At 54.9% G+C, this 19,827-nt stretch carries 15 protein-coding genes; 7 read left to right on the top strand and 8 right to left on the bottom strand.

All coding sequences use genetic code 11. From position 1 onward, the window contains the following. The first annotated feature begins 36 nt into the window (after positions 1 to 36). The 7 genes from J7367_RS17545 (at position 37) to rffA (ending at position 5,748) form a co-directional block, all read left to right on the top strand. Complete coding sequence (locus J7367_RS17545; protein WP_057662897.1) at positions 37 to 783, top strand: electron transfer flavoprotein subunit beta/FixA family protein; 747 nt, start codon at positions 37 to 39, stop codon at positions 781 to 783. Next, positions 783 to 1,724, top strand: a complete 942-nt coding sequence (locus J7367_RS17540) for an electron transfer flavoprotein subunit alpha/FixB family protein (RefSeq protein ID WP_057662894.1) — start codon at positions 783 to 785, stop codon at positions 1,722 to 1,724. Before J7367_RS17545 ends, J7367_RS17540 begins: the two co-directional genes overlap by 1 nt. A gap of 176 nt (positions 1,725 to 1,900) precedes the next feature. After that, positions 1,901 to 2,812 carry a glycosyltransferase family 2 protein gene (locus J7367_RS17535; protein WP_057662953.1) on the top strand — a complete coding sequence of 304 codons (912 nt, stop codon included), beginning with the start codon at positions 1,901 to 1,903 and terminating at the stop codon, positions 2,810 to 2,812. Beyond that, positions 2,809 to 3,600 carry a GNAT family N-acetyltransferase gene (locus J7367_RS17530; protein ID WP_139792831.1) on the top strand — a complete coding sequence of 264 codons (792 nt, stop codon included), beginning with the start codon at positions 2,809 to 2,811 and terminating at the stop codon, positions 3,598 to 3,600. Before J7367_RS17535 ends, J7367_RS17530 begins: the two co-directional genes overlap by 4 nt. A 4-nt stretch (positions 3,601 to 3,604) precedes the next feature. After that, a complete protein-coding gene (locus J7367_RS17525; RefSeq protein WP_057662950.1) occupies positions 3,605 to 3,973 on the top strand; it encodes an EamA family transporter in 369 nt (122 codons plus the stop codon). A 1-nt stretch (position 3,974) separates the two neighbouring features. Next, the gene (locus J7367_RS17520) at positions 3,975 to 4,598 is read left to right on the top strand and encodes a class I SAM-dependent methyltransferase (protein WP_081027937.1); all 624 of its coding nucleotides are present in this window, start codon (positions 3,975 to 3,977) and stop codon (positions 4,596 to 4,598) included. A 19-nt stretch (positions 4,599 to 4,617) separates the two neighbouring features. Then, entirely contained in the window at positions 4,618 to 5,748 is a 1,131-nt protein-coding gene (gene rffA / locus J7367_RS17515; RefSeq protein WP_081027936.1) for a dTDP-4-amino-4,6-dideoxygalactose transaminase, read from the top strand. 78 nt (positions 5,749 to 5,826) lie between these two features. On the opposite strand, the gene J7367_RS17510 is transcribed toward rffA, so the two are convergent. From J7367_RS17510 to J7367_RS17475, 8 genes are read right to left on the bottom strand one after another with little or no spacing between them, the layout of a single operon-like run. After that, entirely contained in the window at positions 5,827 to 7,896 is a 2,070-nt protein-coding gene (locus tag J7367_RS17510; RefSeq protein WP_057662881.1) for a hypothetical protein, read from the bottom strand. Further along, the gene (locus J7367_RS17505) at positions 7,877 to 8,803 is read right to left on the bottom strand and encodes an NAD-dependent epimerase/dehydratase family protein (RefSeq protein WP_209028958.1); all 927 of its coding nucleotides are present in this window, start codon (positions 8,801 to 8,803) and stop codon (positions 7,877 to 7,879) included. Before J7367_RS17505 ends, J7367_RS17510 begins: the two co-directional genes overlap by 20 nt. Continuing rightward, positions 8,787 to 9,821, bottom strand: coding sequence for a GDP-mannose 4,6-dehydratase (gene gmd, locus J7367_RS17500; protein ID WP_057662867.1), 1,035 nt, complete (start codon positions 9,819 to 9,821; stop codon positions 8,787 to 8,789). The genes J7367_RS17505 and gmd overlap by 17 nt, the downstream gene beginning before the upstream one ends. Before the next feature lie 23 nt (positions 9,822 to 9,844). Beyond that, on the bottom strand, positions 9,845 to 13,222 hold the full coding sequence (locus tag J7367_RS17495; RefSeq protein ID WP_139792829.1) for a glycosyltransferase: 3,378 nt from the start codon (positions 13,220 to 13,222) through the stop codon (positions 9,845 to 9,847). A gap of 35 nt (positions 13,223 to 13,257) precedes the next feature. Next, complete coding sequence (locus tag J7367_RS17490) at positions 13,258 to 14,619, bottom strand: FkbM family methyltransferase (protein ID WP_057662862.1); 1,362 nt, start codon at positions 14,617 to 14,619, stop codon at positions 13,258 to 13,260. Then, positions 14,619 to 15,839: an ABC transporter ATP-binding protein gene (locus J7367_RS17485; RefSeq protein ID WP_057662859.1), complete on the bottom strand. Its 1,221-nt coding sequence runs from the start codon at positions 15,837 to 15,839 to the stop codon at positions 14,619 to 14,621. The genes J7367_RS17490 and J7367_RS17485 overlap by 1 nt, the downstream gene beginning before the upstream one ends. Then, positions 15,836 to 16,630: an ABC transporter permease gene (locus tag J7367_RS17480; RefSeq protein ID WP_081027935.1), complete on the bottom strand. Its 795-nt coding sequence runs from the start codon at positions 16,628 to 16,630 to the stop codon at positions 15,836 to 15,838. The genes J7367_RS17485 and J7367_RS17480 overlap by 4 nt, the downstream gene beginning before the upstream one ends. After that, entirely contained in the window at positions 16,627 to 19,824 is a 3,198-nt protein-coding gene (locus J7367_RS17475; RefSeq protein ID WP_254894411.1) for a glycosyltransferase, read from the bottom strand. Before J7367_RS17475 ends, J7367_RS17480 begins: the two co-directional genes overlap by 4 nt. Positions 19,825 to 19,827: the final 3 nt, after the last annotated feature.

Below are 19,827 nucleotides of genomic sequence, written 5' to 3'. Positions count from 1 at the left end.
GGGCCTTCCCGCAATAGCTGAAGGATCTCGTACACGATGAAAATCCTCGTCGCCTACAAGCGCGTGGTGGACTACAACGTCCGCATTCAGGTCAAGCCGGATGGCTCCGGCGTGGTGACCGAGGGCGTCAAGCTCTCGCCCAACCCGTTCGACGAAATCGCCCTGGAAGAAGCATTGCGCCTGCGCGATGCCGGCATTGCCACGGAAGTCGTGGTCGCCACCCTGGCGCCGGCCGATGCGGCTGCGCACCTGCGTAACGGCCTGGCCATGGGCGCCAATCGCGCCATCCACGTGGTCACCGACGCGGCCATCCAGCCGCTGACCGCCGCGCGCACTTTGCTCAAGCTGGTCGAGAAGGAACAGCCGGACCTGGTCATCCTGGGCAAGCAGGCAATCGATGACGATGCCAACCAGACCGGCCAGATGCTCGCCACACTGTGGGGCCGCCCGCAGGCCACCTTTGCCGGCAAGCTCGTGGTTGCCGGTGGCAAGGCGACGGTCACGCGCGAGGTCGATGCCGGCCTGGAGACGCTGGAAGTGGACCTGCCGGCGGTGGTCACCACCGATCTGCGCCTGAACGAGCCGCGCTTCATCAAGCTGCCGGACATCATGAAGGCCAAGAGCAAGCCGTTGGAAACGCTGGCGTTTGCCGACCTGGGTGTCGACGCGCATGACAGCCTGACCACCACCCACTACGCCGCGCCGTCCAAGCGCAGCCGCGGCGTGATGGTCAAGGACGCCGCCGAGCTGGTGGCCGCACTCAAGCAGAAGGGGTTGCTGTAATGGCCAAGGTTCTCGTTGTTGCCGAACATCTTAACGGCCAGCTCAACGCTGCCACCGCCAAGACGCTGAGCGCTGCGCTGGCGATCTCGGCCGAATCCATTGATGTGGTTGTGCTGGCAGCCGACCCGACCGCGATCGCTTCCCAGGCGGCGCAGTTGGCCGGCGTCAGCCGCGTGTTGGCGGTGGCCAATGCGGCCAACGAACACGCCATTGCGCAGGTGCTGGGCCCCCAGATCGCCCAGCTGGCCGGCCAGGGCTATACGCACGTGTTCGGCCCCTCCACCACGTTCGGCAAGGATCTGATGCCGGTCGTGGCTGCGCTCCTCGGCGTCAACCAGATCTCCGATCTGATGTCGGTCGAAGACGCTTACACTTTCAAGCGTCCGATCTACGCAGGCAACGCCATCATCACCGTCAGGGCACCGGCCGACCAGATCGTGGTCGCGACGGTGCGCAGTGCATCGTGGCCGGAAGCTGCCGGCGGTGGAAGCGCGACGGTTGAGTCGGCCACCGTGGAGGTCGCGCTGCCGACCCATACCCGCTTTGTCGGCCTGGCAGCAGGCAGCTCCGACCGCCCCGACCTGCAAAGCGCAAAGCGCGTGGTCTCTGGTGGTCGCGGCGTCGGCTCGGCCGAGAACTTCCAGCACATCTACAGCCTGGCCGACAAACTCGGTGCCGCCGTGGGCGCCTCGCGCGCGGCAGTGGATGCCGGTTACGTGCCCAACGAGCTGCAGGTCGGCCAGACCGGCAAGATCATCGCCCCGGAGCTTTACGTGGCGATCGGCATCAGCGGCGCCATCCAACATCTGACCGGCATCAAAGACGCCGGCACGATCGTGGCGATCAACAAGGACCCGGAGTCGCCGATCTTCGAGATCGCCGATATTGGGCTGGTGGGGGATTTGTTTACGCTGCTGCCGGAGCTTGAAGCCGCTCTTTAAGCATTGATTGCGACGCCGAAGGAGTTATGACATTCGGCTTCAGAACTGAATTCTTGCGGGCGCCCAATTCATTCGGGCGCCGCCCAAAATTTTAGGGGGAACACTTGCCTGCCATGTTTGAATCACGGTCGCCTGCGGCACCTCTGTCCCCAGCAACGAGGCCAGAGGTGTCGGTCGTGTCGCCTATCTACGGCTGCAAGGACTGCCTCGAGCATCTTGTAGAGCGTGTCGAACAAGCGCTTGCTCGGATAACTTCAAGTTACGAAATCATTTTAGTGGATGATGCAAGCCCCGATGGGGCCTGGTCGCGCATCAGCGAAATCGCCCAGCACCGCGAATCTGTCATTGGAGTTCGTCTGAGCAGAAATTTTGGGCAGCATGCTGCGATAACTGCAGGGCTTGGCATCTCCAAAGGCTTCAAGGTCATCGTCATGGACTGCGACCTCCAGGATCGCCCGGAAGAAATACCCAATCTGCTTGCCGCCTTGCGCGGCGACACCGAGATTGCGCTAGCCCAACGCGTGCAACGTCAAGACAAGGCGCTCAAACGCGCAGGATCCTTCGCTTTTTATAAGTTCCTTGGGTGGTTGACAGGTGCAACATACGACCACACGACTGCAAACTTTGGTGCATACAGCAGAAAGACCGTCGACGTCATCGTTGCCATGCCTGAGCAGGAAAGATTTCTTCCGATGCTAGTACGCTGGACGGGCCTGAAGACTGCACATGTGCCGGTCACTCACGAAGCGCGAGATGCAGGGGACAGCGGCTACACGTTGCGCCGCCTTCTAAGGCTTGCCGCCAGCATTGCACTCTCCTACTCGGACAAGCCACTTCGCCTGGTGGTTGGGGCAGCTTTGATATTCGCTCTACTTTCGATTGGAGTCGTCGCCTTCAGCATTTCTCGCTACTGGGTTGGTGACACTCAGGTAGCAGGATTCACGAGCATCATAGCTTCTGTGTGGCTCATCGGAAGCGCAATCCTGGCAAGCGTCGGGGTGTTGGGACTGTATGTAGGGCGCATCTTCAGCAGCGCAAAACAGCGGCCTCATTACGTCATCTCTACCATCACGGGACACCGCCCGTGAGTGAGCAGGTCATTTTTTCAGAAATAGAAACAGATCGTTTTGGACTGAGAATCGGGCGGGCTCGATTGGAGTCTGATATCGAGATGTCTGCTCACATTGCTAACTCGATCAGCGACCAGAGACTGGACATCACCGTACTCCGCGTGCCTGCCGGCTCTCACGCGACTGTCTCGGCGTTGGCAGAGAGCAGTTTTCAGATACTCCATGCAGACACGCTCGTCTACTACCGCCTGCCACTGCCCGTCGACAAGTGGTCAGCACCTGTTGGTGAAGCCGAGGTCGTGTTTCGGCTCGCAGATGCTTCTGATGTAGCGGAGCTGCAACGTATTGCCCGCGACGGCTTCGTGGGTTACCGCAGCCATTATAACGCCAATCGCAGACTGCCAGCAGAGCAGATTCTGGAGGGATACATTGAGTGGGCATGTGCCTATCTGGCCGCGGGCCAGACAGACCGCTTTACCTGCTTGGCAACATCAGGAACCGAAGCGGCCGGCTTTCTAACATGCTCAATCGACAGCCGGATTCGGCAATGCGAGGTAGTCCTGAATGCAGTTCACCCTGCGCATGCGGGAAAGGGAATCTATACCAGAGGGCTGATCTGGATCGCCGCACACGCCTACGATAGAGGCTGCAGGGAGCTGATCATCAGTACTCAGGTGTGGAACTACCGCGTGCAACAAGTGTGGGCGCGCCTAGGCTTCGCGCTATTCAACGCTTATGACACTTATCACATTATGCCATCGACTTTGGCATTAGGGCCTCCCCTTACAACACATGGTCCCCGCTGATCTTATGAGCTACGTATTCATCGCTTTGACAATTTTGCTCACGATCTATGGTCAGCTTACTTTGAAATGGCAAGTTGGCTTGAACCCGGACGCTACTATTGCAGGTAGCAACTGGCGTGGCATCATCTTGCTGTTGCTCAACCCTTGGGTGATCAGCGCCTTTGCAGCCGCTTTCGGGGCGTCGCTGTGCTGGATGGCAGCCATCGGCAGGATGCCGCTCAGCAAAGCCTATCCCTTCACGTCCCTGAGCTTCCCAATCGTTGCAATTCTCTCTATATGGATGTTTCGCGAGACCATGGACTGGCATAAGATTTCCGGAACGATTCTAATCATTGCAGGAGTCATCGTAGTATCACGATCAGCTGGAGCGTAAAATGGCTCAAAAAACGGATGGTTTGCACGCTATTCTCTCGGCGCCAAGTATGTACAACCTATTGCAAACTGCCTTAGGTGCAGAAAAGGCCCGAAAGCACTTTTCCAACGATCACATTCGCGCCAAGCCTGGGGATGTAGTGCTGGATATCGGCTGCGGGACTGGAGAACTGCTCTCTCATCTGCCTCAAGGCATTGACTACCACGGCTTCGACTTGTCGATGTCCTATGTAGAATCAGCAAGGCGGAACCATCCCAATCGGGGAACGTTTGAATGCATGGATATCGCAGACTATCGCCCATCAAGCGGTGAACCGTCTGCAGATCTCGTTCTGGCGATGGGAGTGCTACATCATCTGGATGATGAAATTGCGTCCAAGCTGATTCAAACAGCTTACGAACGGCTCAAACCAGGTGGACGATTCATATCGATGGACGGGACGTTGATACCTGATCAGTCTCCTATCGCACGAAAGCTTGTCTTGAAAGATCGCGGACAGAACATTCGCACGCCCGATAGCTATGCTGGTATAGCCAGCCAGCATTTTTCTCAAGTCGAATACCAGATACGCACAGATCTGCTCTATGTCCCTTACACACACTGCATCCTAGAGTGCGTCCGCTAGGATTACCCGGAGATTTTTTTTGATCCCGTTCAACAAACCATTCATGACTGGCGTCGAGCTGGAAAACATTGCAGCCGCTCATCGCGCAGGTCATCTTTCCGGCGACGGTCCGTTTACCAAAAAGTGTCACCAACAATTGCAGGACATCTGCGCGGTCCCCAAAGCGCTGCTTACACATTCGTGTACTGCCGCACTCGAAATGGCTGCCCTCCTGCTGGACCTGAAACCTGGCGATGAGGTGATCCTTCCATCATTCACTTTTGTCTCCACCGTCAACGCGTTCGCGCTACGGGGAGCCGTGCCCGTCTTCGTAGATATCAGACCGGACACTCTCAACCTGGACGAAGCGCAAATCGAATCTGCGATCACCTCGCGCACCAAGGCCATATGCGTGGTCCATTACGCGGGCGTGGCGTGCGAGATGGATACCATCATGGACATCGCAGCACGGCATGGCCTGCCAGTAATCGAAGATGCTGCACAGGCCATCTACTCGACCTATCGAGGACGCCCATTGGGCGGCATTGGTGACTATGGCTGCCTGAGTTTTCACGAAACCAAGAACGTGATCTCTGGCGAGGGGGGCGCACTACTTATACGTGATGCAAGCAGCGCGGAACGTGCCGAAATCATTCGTGAAAAAGGCACCAATCGCAGCCGCTTTCTACGCGGCCAAGTCGACAAGTACACATGGGTTGACATGGGTTCTTCATACTTGCCAAGCGAATTGATCGCCGCATTTCTCAGCGCTCAGCTGGACCATGGACAGGCAATCACCGATCGTCGCCTTTCGATTTGGAATCGATACCATGCCTGGGCACAGCAACATGAGTCTGCCGGAACGCTAAGACGCCCGGTAATTCCAGAATACTGCGCTCACAATGCTCACATGTACTACCTGCTGATGCCCAATCTTGAGTCACGCACTCGCTTCATCGAAAAACTCAAAGAGTTGGGTGTATCTTCCGTATTCCATTACGTTCCTCTTCACTCCGCCCCTAGAGGCAAAGACATTGCACGAAGCCACGGCGATCTTGCTGTAACTGAAGACGTCAGCCAGCGACTAGTCCGGATGCCGCTCTGGGTAGGTGTCGAAGAGCATATGGATAAAATTCTCGAATCAGCCAACGTGGCGCTGGCCTCCTTATAGTACTCAGCATTCCCTTCAGATCCGAGCCATGCACGGCAACGGCGGCCGAAAAGCCGCCGTTGCCGTGTAACCACGACGTTACTCAGCATTAGCGGACAGAGGAATCAGAGTTACCCCTCTGTACTCCAGTTCACCCATCCCAGTCGCGAACGTGCGGATTTCCAAGATTTCAGCCTGGCGATTCAGCGTGAATTCCAAAGAATACCTGTTTTCGGCACTAGCCTTGACCGACATTTTCGCGAGTTGGAATGTCGCGCTATTGCTTACCACATCTATCATAGCAACTTCCGTACCCTGTGAAACCCCGGACGCGGCAAGCGCAAACTCCGCTCGATACTTCCCCTTGGGAAGATGGATGTAAGGTCCATACGCGATAAAACCTGACTCGCCTATCTTGCTGACGACAGCTTTCTTAGAATCGTCCCAATGGCCCTGATTGTACATCGCCCCGGGCACAGCCGGATAAGTCACAGGATACTTGAACTCACGACTCCAGTTCGGAAGCTTTGCTGCAATATTGCTTGGATAGACGTAAGCAACCAGTTTACCAATCGGGATACGCCTTTCAACAGCACCGATCCGGAGCCGCATTGCATCCCAGTTTACTTTCTCGGCCTCGACCTTATCCAAAAGCAAGAAACTTGGGCCGCTCCACGCATCAGCTTCATACCATCGGTTTGAGCCAAGGTGACGCATCGGAATTGGCAGCCCGTCTATGATCAGAACCTGGCGAATTCTCGAATCCTGTCCACTCAGTACCGTATACAAGCCAGAGTTCCAGTAAGTTGCATATCCGTACTTCAAACCGTTGGCGCGTAGCGCTTCCACTATCGCTGCCCGATCGACCTGATGATTCCTTAGCGGCATAGCCTCCTTGTTCGGCCGCATCACATTATTACTGATCAGCACCAGCATCGTAACCCCCACAAGGGCACCACGCCATGCGCTGGCTACCGTAAAGGTAGAGGTATAAAGCAGGACAAGACCAAGGATTACAGAAGGTGCCAGATAGCGCGAGGAAGTCACCGGATCGCTCATGTCCGGGATTGTCGTAGCGACAAACAGGAAGAGGCAGGAAAGACCCTGCAATGCAGTGAAGACTGCTACGAATCTGCCCGCGGCGTTTTGTTCAAATACCCGACGATAGATGGCAGCAGGCACCAGAACCACCAGAATCACGGCACATACCAATCTCACCGCCTGATAGATCCCCTCCACAGAAAGAACATCGCTTCCTGCAACCGGCATCCCGCCAAACATCGCCATGACGCCTTGAACGGATTCCACAAGGTTATGAACGCCATCGTCGTAGCTCAACCAACGAGCTGAAGCGACACCATTGCTATTCTGTACCTGCGAGATGATCCATGAGCTGAGTACCGAGCCAACAACGGTACCGACCAAAGTCGTGGCCAGCAGCCATATCACTGGAATTAGGCGCTGCCGAACGTTCGCCAGAGAAAGAACGGAGATCGCTTGGACAATGGCAGAACCGATGAGTGGTATCACATAAGAGATGAGGGCCCGCTGCGGATTATTCCATGTCGCAAGCGTCACAACGATCATCAGCAGGGAAGCATTCCAGAATAAAGAGTGCCCCTCGCTCAACATGGTTTTCCAAGCCAACAGAATGACAACGATACTCAACAACAAAACTGCACCGTATGCCACCTGCCCGAAGATATTCTCGGCAAAGGCCGTTGATATTCCGCCGGCAATGATTGCTAACGTACAAACCCGTAGCCAGCGCTCATTGGCAACCAGCCCGGTAAGCTTCCACAGCGCCACCAGAATTGCCAGAGAGAATATGAGCCCAGAAATGGCATGCAACAAAAAATTGTTCGGCAGAAAAGCAAGCAGAGGCAGGATAAAAACCTGCCCAAAAACGACCATTAGATCCCTGTTCGCGTAATTCCAATCAGGAGGAAAGAAATGGCCGGTCTCGAGAATTTCCTGAGCAAGCAAGTTCTTTGTCGAAGCATCGGTATGGAAATAGTTCTGGTATCCGACAAAAAGATAGCCGATGAGGACAACCAGGTTGACGACCAGGAATGCCCCGACAGTGAATAGGAGCCAACGCTGATGGCGAGGGTTCGTCCACCATTGCGCGATACGCGCCAGCAAATAATTAACTTCCACGCCGATCATTCCTGGTCATCTCGTCTTCTCCAGTCATTTCAAACATCCATCGCAGCGTGCTCTCAAGAGGCCTGGCTGCAACTGTGCCGACTAACTCTTTAAGCCGGGAGCCATCGCCCACGAGACGCCTCACATCGTTAGCGCGTACAAATTTCGGATTGATACGCACATCGAGCTTGTGGCCGGAGATACACTCCATCATCTCTATGACATCAGCCAGCGACGTCTCGACTCCAGAACATACGTTGAATACATCTCCCTGCCCCACTGAAGATAACAGCGCGACATAGGCTTCGACCACGTTCCTAACGTCATTGAAGTCCCTGACGACATCAAGATTCCCCAACTCGATGGCAGGCTCCCTCCGACGAAAGTGCCCGACTATCTTTGGTAGCAGATACTTTTCATTCTGGCCTACACCTGTATAGTTGAACGGTCGCACGAACGTGATCGGAAGCTTCTGCGTCCATATCCTCGCCATGTATTCCATAGCCACCTTGCTTACCGCGTAATCATTCTGCGGCGCCAGAGGGAATCCCTCGTCAATGCTGCCTTCCACATTCCCATACACATTGGCGCTACTGACAAGCAGCGTGTGCAATGGCCGTTCCGGAAGCGCTGCCAGGCCTTCAAGTAAATTCCTGGTACCCAGCACGTTCACTCTATAAAGTTCATCAACATCGTCGTGGTCGACGAAAGCTACAGCTGCAAGATGTATGACGTAGTCGGGCGGCGACTGCATCAAGGCATCCAGCACCTGATCTCGTTGATTGATATCCACCTCGTGATCTGATGTGCACCCCCAGGCGATAACCCTGTATCCGGCTTCTGCGAGGGCTTGAGTCAGATAACGGCCGGTGAATCCAGAGGCACCCGTGACCAGAACCCGGCCGAGACGATCAGAACGAAGCGCCACGTTGATTCCTCAGTAGATCGGCGTCCACCATCATCTGACAAAGCTGCTCCAGTGTTGTCTTTGCCTGCCAGCCCAAGACCTCCCGAGCCTTGCTTGCATCGCCCACCAGCAGATCCACCTCAGCCGGACGATGGAACTTAGCGTTGATTCGTACGACCGTGGCGCCGGTCGCAACATCGACAGCAATCTCGTCCTCGTCGTTTCCAGTGAACTCAACATTCATTCCAGCTGCTTTGAATGCCATGCTCACAAAATCACGCACCGTCTCGGTCCGATTCGTAGCAAGAACAAATGTGTCCGGCTGCGCTGCTTGCAGCATCCGCCACATGCCTTCAACGTATTCCTCCGCGAAACCCCAATCGCGCTTGGCATCCAGGTTACCCAGCTCCAGCACGTCTACTTTTCCGAGCTTGATCTTGGCTACCGTGTCAGTGATCTTTCGAGTAACGAATTCACGGCCCCGAAGCGGACTCTCATGATTGAACAAGATTCCGCTGCTTCCAAAGATTCCGTAACTCTCGCGGTAATTGACCGTCATCCAGTGCGCGTAGAGCTTGGCGACGCCGTAAGGACTGCGCGGCCAGAACGGCGTATCTTCCTTCTGCGGCACAGCCTGCACCTTGCCGAACATCTCCGAGGTCGATGCCTGATAAAAACGGATCTTTGGGTTGACCAACCTGATCGCCTCGAGCACATTGAGGGCCCCTACGCCGGTGATCTGAGCCGTAGTACTTGGCTGTTCGAAGCTCACCCCGACGAAACTCTGTGCAGCCAGGTTGTAAACCTCGTCTGGCTGTACCTTATTTAGCAGAGAAATTGTCGCCCCCAGATCCGTGAGATCGTACTCGACCAGATGCAGATTGGGATGATCGCGAATTTCCAACTCTTCGATTCGCCAGAAGTTCACCGAACTTGTACGTCGATAAGTCCCGTAGACGATGTATCCCTTATCGAGCAGGAGCCGACTAAGATAAGCTCCATCTTGCCCAGTGATTCCAGTAATGACTGCAACGCGCATAAAATTTTCTCATTCCTAAATGTTTAAGCGTTCTGTTCTGAGATGGCGTCATGATCCAATACAAGCCCCCGCGACATATCGAGCAGGCGTATCATTAGTCGTGGCCAGCTTCGAACCTTGATCCACTCATCCTGTCCCTGCACCACACTCTCGATATTATCGTCGTTTAGCCATTGTCGCAGATCTTGTGCAAGCTCCTCAGGCGTGCACCCTCGGAATCGTAGCCCTTGACCTTCCAAGTCGGAAAATATTCCCAATGGAGTGCAGGCTACCGGGCGATGCGCCGCCAGACCAAAGCGCACTGCGCCACTTGCCGATTCGGCGGTATCCTGATATGGAAAAACCACAATGTCCGCGGCCTGTAGCAGGTTGAGACCGGTCTGCTCAGGAAGAAATTCAGTAAAAAATCTAACCTTTTCGCGAATGCCAAGCCTTTCGATTCGAGCAAGAAGCTTATCGCGCAACTTCTCGGATATCGGGTCGGGGAAAAGCGAATTGATCATGAACAGATATGCGTTTGGCTCCTTACGACTAAGCTCAGCAAATGCTTCAACTAATTCGGGAAGCCCCTTGTGCGGCAGCATGAAGCCATAAGAGGCAATAATCTTTGCATCGCGGCCAACCTCAAGGCGGTCACGTGCCTCCTGCCTACTTATGCGAACCCCGTCCATTGCTCCGTGGGGGAATATCGCTGCATTGCCCCCCAAACCGTAATCAATCAGTCGATTCAAGTCGTCAAGCGAGTGAACGAGTATCCGAGTAGCGGACTCAACGCCCTTGGCATCTCGCAAAGTCGCCTTGAAATCTGCCTTGTCCACGTCCTTGGTGGAATGCAGCACCAAGAGAACGCGCACATTGGATTTCTCGAGGCGAGACGTCAATGCTCCAAGCGCATCTACATTGAAGAAGCCAAAGTTGAACTGAAACACCACAACTTCGATGTTGTCAGCCAGGATTGTATCCGCAAGGCGCTCAAGAGAAGCCTCGCTTGCATCGGACCACTGATTGTTCAGAGAAAAACGGCCATCCGGTCGCGACGTGCCTATACGGCCATAGATGTTGATAGAAACTTCATCCAGGGGTAGATTCTCAAGCAAGTAGCGAGAGTAGGTGGCTATTCCGCAAGTCTCGTTCCAGGTGGATACCCAGCCTAGCCGTAGCGGTTCCAAGGAAAAATCACGCGCACGCCGCCTGACCGCCGCGCTCGCAGAAGTCACGCGACGGGCAACGCTTTCCCAACTGTACTCCCGCTTTATCAGGCCATGCGCATTAGCAACTCTGGCGGCAGTTCCTTCAAACTGTCCGCCTTGCACCTGACGCAGCAGTTCAACCAAGTGATCTTCGTCGGGCTCCGCCCACAGCGAGGAGTCACTGCCTGCAACATGGCTAGACGACGGTTTGAGTTGGTAGCGGATAGGGAATGCGGTCTGTTCCGTGCAGAATTCGGAATGCCCCCCCCAGCCCGTCGCGATTACGGGAAGGTCATGCAGCATGGCCTCTGCCATAGGCAGTCCAAATCCTTCACCGCGCGATGGGGCGACGTACGCATCGCATTCCCTGTATAAATTCCGCAATTGACCCGGCGTGTACTCATCCAGCAGCAAGGTGACGGGTGGATAATCGGGCTGGTTTTTGCGAAGTTCTTTCAATAAACCCGGCACTTCGTTGTGCGGGTTCGAGAACGTCTTGATGACAAGATGTACATCTTTACGTCCAGCAAAGGCTCGCCCCCAAGCGCGAAGTAACACATCCGGACCCTTGCGTGGGAAGCAGGAGGAGATATGCAGGAAACGATAGCCCTCCGGCAAAGCAGTAGGCAGCTGCTCCGCGGCCTGATCAAGGATATGATCGGCGCCTGTCCCAACGTAATGAATTGGAACGTTGACACCTGAGTTGCGCCAAACATTCATGACGAACCTAGATGGCGCTAGCAACACGTCGAGAGAAATGTTGAAGTCCGCTGCATACTGGGCCGGGAATGAAGACTCCTCCCAGAAGAAATAACCAGCATTGACTTGGCCACGCGCGTCACGAACGCGTGGCGGATACAGATTTCTGATGACCAAGTCAGGTATCGATCCCGGAGCATCAGACTGCAACAGTACGCGCACACGCGGCTCAAGAGCATCAATGGCCTGTTCCGAAGGCTGATAGTCACCTGGGCCCTCGGTACAGAACAGACATGTTTGCGCGCCAGCGTCATCCAATGCCAGCCCAAGTTCGCGATTGACTATCGCGAGACTATAACTGGAATCACATGGCCCTTCAATTCGCACTTCCGTCGCTGTGGAAATACCGGTTGCCAACTCCGGGCTCGCAGGCAATCTAATGCCCATACGCTCCAGGATATCGCCAAGAATTACCCTCATGTTGTTGCTGCGGAAATTATCCGCTCGAATCCGTTGCGCGTTGATTATCTCGCGACGCCGCGACCGACTCCTCATCAAGTGGAATAACTCGCGTGAGACGCGTTGCGGATCGGCATCCGGCAGAAGGATTCCTGCCCCACCCATCGTTTCGGCAACTGCGGCGGCATCCAGCGCGATGACTGGAAGGTCACAGAGCATTGCCTCGATCAGGGGAACTCCAAATCCCTCGTGTCGACTGAGACTGAGATAGCAGTCGGCACGCGCATACCAATCCAGCAATTCTTCATCCGTGATCTTTCCGGTGAACCTGACGATACCGGACAAGCCGAAGGAAGCAATGCGTGCATGCACATCGGAATAGAACTCCGAACCAATCTCATGGCTGCCCACGCAGACAAACTGGATTGGAAATGCCGGATAACTCTCCAACCACGACTTGGCAGCCTCTACGAGCTCCAGATGTCCCTTGTTCTCGCAAATCCTTCCCACAAATAGAACGGTCCATGGGCGTCCTACCGAAGCCTCCAGGCATCTCGGAGCGAGAACTCCAGCGTAGTGATCGTCGCGCACTAGAATGGGCAGCACGTCGACCCGTTCGAATCCAATTTCCCTGAGCTCGCGCGCATTGTAATCGGATACAGCAACGGCACCTTCCACTGCCGACTGAATTTGCTTCAGTTGCTTTCGACCAATCAACGAGTAGCGATGGAATGCCGATCCTACGGAAAAGAAATTGGCAGGCGTAATGTTGTGATACATCAAGACTTTTCGCGCCTGCAACGACAGGACCCAATCAAGAAGATCGTGCCCCATCGAATGCTGCACGATCAAAATGTCCTGCGGAGAAAGACAAACCGGTAAATCTGTATGCTGGCGCAGTTGTCCCGCAAGCCTCGGATCCAAATGTTCAACAAAAATTTCGGAGTCGAACCCCAATGCACGCAGTTGCTTCTGCAGCAGCAGCATCGAGTTCGTTACCGCATCGCCGTAGGCAGATCCTGAGTGAAATTGATGAATACGAATGAGTGGCACGGAGACCTTCCAATGAACTGTTAGAAACAGTCGATTTAGTTTCTGGCGTTCTTCAAAAGCTCAAGCACTTCGATGATACGCGCATTGATTAAAGCCTGCTTTCTAAACAAACGCTCATAGATTCTCAAGACAGGCTTGCTAATAAGAGAAACGCCAGGCAGTCTGCGTAAGGGAGCGGGCATTTCCCGCGGTGGAAGGATCATCCTCCTTAGCTCATCAACCACAACGTCGACGCGCAAGCTTGTTGCGGCACTGGTTACCGCTGGCTCGCTAACGCCAATCGACATCCTTTCGGGAGAGTAAGCACTTGCTAGCTCCAGCAAACGATCTTCCGCTGGAACTCCAAGAGCCGACACTGTCTCAACAGCGGCGCCAGACGAAAGATCCAGCTTCCGGGCAACACCCAGGGTTACTGTTAGCTTCCGCAATGGAGCTGTAATCTTCCAACTGCGTGATGACAGTATGAGCGCCAGCAAACGGCCTTGATCCGACAATTGATCCGACAGCTGATGACGCTCGTTTTGCAACTGCTGCAGCTGATTGACCAGCAGCTTCTGCTCCTCGATGAGCCTACCGTTAGCTAGCTGTAAGACTTGGATCTTCTCTTCGGACGCTTCAATCTTTTCTTCTAAAGTGACGAGGGCCTGCTGCTGCTCTTTAAGCAATGCAACTTCTTCCTGCAACCTCCGTGCCATCTCTGCACGTTCCCAATCAACGTGGCGAACGAACTTATCAAAGAAGTTGGGAGGCGTAGCGAAGTGCTTGCGCAGATCCAAATGTTCCTGCGCTATATAATAGCGATTCAACCCGTCGAAGTAAGCACATTCGTAGCCGGCATCGGTCAGGAAATGCTCCCATTGCGCGGAAACATCTACCTGACTATTCGGGAGCGTCGCTTCGACCAGAATGATCCAGGGGCGGTGCACAGCCAGTGTCAATCCCTGAAGCACTTGAACTTCAGCGCCCTCGACATCTACCTTCAGGAAATGAACCGGCCCCTTCGCGTACTCGGCCAGGACCGAATCCAGCGTGCGCACCGGCACGCTTTCGACCAGCACTTTCAAGCCATTCGCCGAATGTTCGGCAGCCAACTGGGCGTCCATCGTGGAAAGACCGGTGTCCGCGACCTCGTAGAACAGCGCTACACCGGTATCGCTACCGATGGCCGCACGCAGATTTGTGTCCAGAGGACGGTCAACACAAAGAAGTCCATGCCATGATGCTACCGGATCGATATTGACACCACGCCACCCACGCTCGTAGAAGGCACGGGTAACGGAGTCACGCAATGGATGCTGAGCGCCCACATCTACGTAAAATCCATCCTGAACATTCTGAAGCGCACGCCACAGCATGACATCTTCGAAATTTTGAGCGTAACTGACAAACGTAGACATCAACTAACGATCTCGATGTGTGGTGGCACCCATGCAGTCCCGACGAAATCGGGCTTGCTTATATTGGCAACGGTGAAGGTTAGAGCAAGCTCTCTCCACTCGTAGTTATTGACCAAATGCGTTTCCGTGCTAACTAGCGCGGTAGAGACCGAATAACTTCCCGCACCTAGGTTGGCATCGAATTTGATTTTGAAATTTACGAGCATACCGGCGCTTACGGTGTCCAGATGCTGCTTCGTGTAATGAGTGTTAGTGCCGAAAACTGGCTGACCCAAACGATCCTTGATCATATAGCCAAGGACAAGCCGTGCGATGTCAGCCACTGCGCGCACTTTTATCCTTAGCTCCACGCACTGCCCGACATCAATCATCTCGACGGGATTGCCATCATGATCGTATAAACCTATTTGATCGACAATCGCCTCCCCGGTTCCCGAAACGATTTGGTCCCTTCCTGATTCGTGCTTTCGAATGATAAGGGAAGCATTTTCGCGCTCTGCGATAAGCGCGTTGTAATAATCCATGACATCGTCCGGCGCGCCGTCTCGAACAATTTTCCCGCCGTCCAAAAGAATGGCACGGTCACAGATCGCCTGTATGGCGGAAGCATCGTGGGACACGATCAGCAAAGTCGTACCCATTTCGCGAAACTCGCGGATACGCTTGAAGGATTTATGTTGAAAATATGAATCACCTACCGAAAGTGCTTCGTCGACGATCAAAACATCGGGTCGAAATGCGGTTGCAACGGCGAACGAGACACGCATTTGCATGCCGCTTGAATAAGTCCTCACCTGTTGGTCGAAATACTCGCCAATCTCGGCAAATGCCTCTATCTCAGGCATGACCGCTTCTATCTGCTCCTGGCTATAGCCCATCAAGCCGGCAGAATGAAACACGTTCTCACGCCCAGACAACTCGGCATTGAAACCCATTCCAAGCTCAAGAATCGCTGCAATTCGACCAGCGCGTGAAACCTGCCCCTCGGTAGGATGGGCCGTCCCTGTAATGAGTTTGAGAAGCGTGCTTTTACCCGCGCCGTTTTGGCCAACTATACCCACAGTCTCGCCGGGGCCTATAGAAAAACTTATGTCGCGTATGACCCAATGTTCTTCGGCCGGCTTTACGCGGATACCGAACCATGAGGCAACCCGCGCCCACTCGCTCCCCCATTTGCGATAGGCTTTTCCAAGATTACTCACCGAAAGCATACCACTCATAGCGAGTCCACCATTTCAGGGCCGGCACGCCGAAACATCACGAGTGCGACCACCAGAAGAACAAGGGATACCAAAACCAGTTCAAAGATATCACCCCACAATGGGGGCTTACCGTATACGAGCACATTTTGGTAACTCGTCACGAGCGGATAAAGCGGGTTGTACTTGAACCAACGCTGTACTGCGTCCGGGAGGATATTAATGTTGTATACGATAGGAGTCAGCCAGAACAGCGCCTGCAGCACAACGGGCACTACCTGGCCGATATCGCGCATGAAGACATTCAATACACCCAGGATGAGGCCGACCCCCAGGGAAAGAAGTAGCGTGGTCAGGATCAGTGCAGGCAGCCAGATCAGGTGATGATCTGGAAAGTGCCCGAGCGCTGCGAAGACAACGAAAATCGCAACCAGCAGGAGCAGATTGGTCATCAACGTAGTGCCTGCTGCGATGAAAGGCAGGCATATTCGTGGGAACGCCATCTTTTTCATCAGGTTGCCACTATCAATAAACAGGCTGACACATTTCCCAATCGTTTCCGCAAACAGGTTCCAACCCAATGTTCCAGCCATCAAATAAAGCGCGTAGGCGTACTTATTGTCTATGCCAGGAAGCTTCGCTGAAAGAACCTCAGAAAGGATCAAGGCAAATATCAAAACCTGCATCAGCGGATGGATGATCATCCATAGACCACCGAGCCTGCTTTGCACAAAGCGAATCCTTAACTCATTCTTTATCGATGAGAAGATGAAATATCTGTACGCCCAAAGAGCGCGCAGCATGTCCTTCATGTGGATGACCTTTCTACGACAGGAAAACCCGCACTAGGTGCAGAGCCCTGATTAACTGGATGCTGCACTAATGCACAGCACTGCTCCTGCGCGACTGCCGCCGTTTCCTCTGCGGAGACATCACGCCTATCGATAAACTCTTGCCATACAATGGCACTCAACATGTTCCAGAAGCGAACCCCAGTCGCAGCCTTCTTTTCCTCAGCCGCATCTCTAGGGAGAATGACTGCGCAATCGACCACCCCGTGCCGCTTAAGCATATTCATTCCGCACACATCAGCCACGATCACACGCCTACACATCCTCAACTGCGCCAGTAAATGCTGCGGCCACTCCCCAATAAGGGATGGGTTTTCCAGAATCAGTAGCGTGGTAGAACGGCTACCATGCAGATAGGCAAGAAGTTTCTCAAGCTGCCCGGGCGGGAGAAGACTTTGATGATAATGGACGACTACCGCTGTGGCGTCCAGCCCGTCCAACTCGGCTATCAATTCGTCTGCCGCAGCTGTCGAATTCGGCTTCCAGCAGCAGCGTATGTCAGCGGACACCGGAACAAGATCGTCGCCGCCTTCTGCGGTCAGTGCCATGACTCGATACGAGCCCTGGCTAATCCAGGCCTCAATATCGGAAACGCCCTGGCACTCGGACTGCAGGGAGCCTATCCATGCGACGGAAGGGTGGCAAGAATCGAGTGGCCTTTCATGCACATCTCTGGAAAACTTAATTAATCTGAAGGCAACGTCATGCCAGTTGAAGTTGCGACGCAATAGCCTTCGCCCTGAGTCGACGCGGCGCATGCGTATATCCGCCGGCATTTGCGCCAGTTCGCACAGAAGAGCCGAAAGATGAGCTCGCGACGGCTCAGCCCATACAGAGAGCGGCATGTCGAAAAGCGTTCTGGCATAAGCAAATTCGTAGTCGATCAGCCATGCAGTTTCCGGCGTACAGAAGTCGGACTGCCCCCCCCAGGCGGTGGTGATCACCGCCAAGCCAGCGATCATGGCTTCGGCCATTGGCAAGCCGAATCCCTCCGCCCGGCTCGGGGCGACCATGACCTGGCATTGCGAGTACACGCTCTTCAATTGTGAGCCACTGAGATCGCGCTCAATGATCACCACATCGGGAAAACGAGGATGCGCTGACTTCAAATCCTGCAGTAACCGGTGGACGTCTTGCTGCGGATTGGCAAAAGTTTTGATGACCAGCGACACATCATCTTCATCGGTGAATGCATCTCCATAAGCCTGGAGCAACACATCGACGCCCTTGCGCGGCAAGCCCGATGACACGTGCAGAAAACGAAAGCTGCGCGCCTGTATCGGGAAATCCTCCCCATCTGCAATGCGGTCCCAATGATCTACTCCGGCGCCGCATACCGATGTCGGCAGCCCCACACCGCTATCGATGAGAACCTTCCTTACATGGGAGGATAGTGCCGAGACGCCCTGCAAAAACTCATTGAAGTCTTCTACCCAAGGAGTCGGAAGTTCCGACTCCTCCCACGCGTACGCATGCAGGAGGTTGAACCGAGAATCCATATCGGCCACGCGAGGTGGATAGAGCAAGCGGCTACTGACGTCAACCTTGCGTGCAGGAAGCGACGCTGCCGCAACATGCAGACGTGCAATCGCAGGGTCGGCGGAAAAGATGCGTGCGTCCGGGACGCTATCACCTGCACCGTCCGTTGAATGCAGCGCCACCTGCAAGCCTTGGGCATCCAATGCACGTGCCACTTCCCGATTAACCAGCGCCAGGCTGTAGCTGCTATCGAAAGGCCCCTCGATTCGCCATGACGGTTTGCTGGGTAACGGCTCGCTATGACGCAGTACGGCACGAAGAACATCTTCATTTGCAGCCATCGCTGCCGCAGCCTTGACCAAGTCCTCATCACTGACAGGCCCGGACTCAGCGCGCGCGTCAACAAGCGCCTCGATGACACGCTCGCGCTCTGCATCCGCTTGATCCAGTCCGGCACTCCAGCCAAATCGCATATGCGCGTGATCAGCTCGTAGTTCGAACGCATCCAACGCACGCGAAGCGCTGGACGCCCAGGAAAATGCCCTCGCACGTAACAAACCATATTCGCGCAGATCACGTAAGAAATCCGGCGTTTCGATGACATGCTGGATGGCTGCCGCCATCTCCGTGGTATTTGTAGGATCAAACAGAGCGTCATCGCGACCGATCACTTCCGGGATGCTACTCATTCCAGAACCGATCACAGCTGTGCCGCAAGACATGGCTTCAAGAACCGGCAAGCCGAACCCCTCCTGCAACGAGGGAAAAACGAACAGCGTAGCGGCGCAGTACAATTCGACCAGAGCACTGTCGCTCACCTGTCCAACCCGGACAAGGCGATCGGACGCAATCGCAAGACGACGAGCGACCAGCATCATCCGATCGTTTTCTAGAGCGGTGACATGACCCGTGATGACCAACTGATATCGCGCACGGGTCGACTCTGGAAGAATCGCATAGGCGGCAAGCAGTCGCTCAAGATTCTTGCGCGGATCCATTGCCCCGCTGCACATCAGATAGTCGCCGTGGATGCCATAATCAACCCGTAAGCGATGACGGAGCTCGTCATTGACAGCGATCGGCCTGAAGATGTCGGCCGCGGCCGATGAAATATTGACGACGCGTTCTGGCGATACCGGCAGGCGCTCCTCCACATCCTGCTTGACATAGTCGGAGATGGTGAGCAGCAGGTCGGCGCGCTGCAGCGACGCCATCTTGTCCGTGTACCACATACGGGCCCAAACTGCCTGTAGGTACGCAGGGTCGTGAAGAGGTATCAGGTCATACAACGTCGCTGCCGTGAACGGAGACGATTGGCGAGCCCCAATCGAGGTGACCGCATAATCTTGCGCGCCTTCCACCAGGCTAGACACGTGCACGACATCGGGCTGCAGCGCCCTGATGAAGGACTCACGGGTCTGCTCGGATGCAATGCGACGCCAGCGATTTGCCGGATCCTGCCAACAGGCCGGTTGCACCGAATGAAAGCAGATCATGCGCTCTGGCGGCAGCAACGCTGCCAGTTGGCCAAGTTCCGGCGCCTGCATATCCGCATTGGTAACGATCCAGAACTCGTGGCCTCTGGACTGGCGCAGCATAGCGTCGGCCAGTGCCAAGGAGTAGCGGCCGATACCGCGATGCCGGCTTGCCGTCTGCGCCCCCTGAAGATCGATCACGAT

The organism is Xanthomonas sp. D-36-1 (assembly GCF_017746155.1).
Lineage (GTDB): Bacteria > Pseudomonadota > Gammaproteobacteria > Xanthomonadales > Xanthomonadaceae > Xanthomonas > Xanthomonas cissicola.
This window is presented reverse-complemented; position numbering and strand designations above follow the sequence as displayed.

Coding starts and splice junctions, on each gene's coding strand:
- J7367_RS17545 (WP_057662897.1), top strand. CDS start 37: ATGAAAATCCTCGTCGCCTACAAGCGCGTGGTGGACTACAACGTCCGC.
- J7367_RS17540 (WP_057662894.1), top strand. CDS start 783: ATGGCCAAGGTTCTCGTTGTTGCCGAACATCTTAACGGCCAGCTCAAC.
- J7367_RS17525 (WP_057662950.1), top strand. CDS start 3,605: ATGAGCTACGTATTCATCGCTTTGACAATTTTGCTCACGATCTATGGT.
- J7367_RS17520 (WP_081027937.1), top strand. CDS start 3,975: ATGGCTCAAAAAACGGATGGTTTGCACGCTATTCTCTCGGCGCCAAGT.
- J7367_RS17510 (WP_057662881.1), bottom strand. CDS start 7,896: ATGATCGGCGTGGAAGTTAATTATTTGCTGGCGCGTATCGCGCAATGG.
- gmd (WP_057662867.1), bottom strand. CDS start 9,821: ATGCGCGTTGCAGTCATTACTGGAATCACTGGGCAAGATGGAGCTTAT.
- J7367_RS17490 (WP_057662862.1), bottom strand. CDS start 14,619: ATGTCTACGTTTGTCAGTTACGCTCAAAATTTCGAAGATGTCATGCTG.
- J7367_RS17485 (WP_057662859.1), bottom strand. CDS start 15,839: ATGAGTGGTATGCTTTCGGTGAGTAATCTTGGAAAAGCCTATCGCAAA.
- J7367_RS17480 (WP_081027935.1), bottom strand. CDS start 16,630: ATGAAGGACATGCTGCGCGCTCTTTGGGCGTACAGATATTTCATCTTC.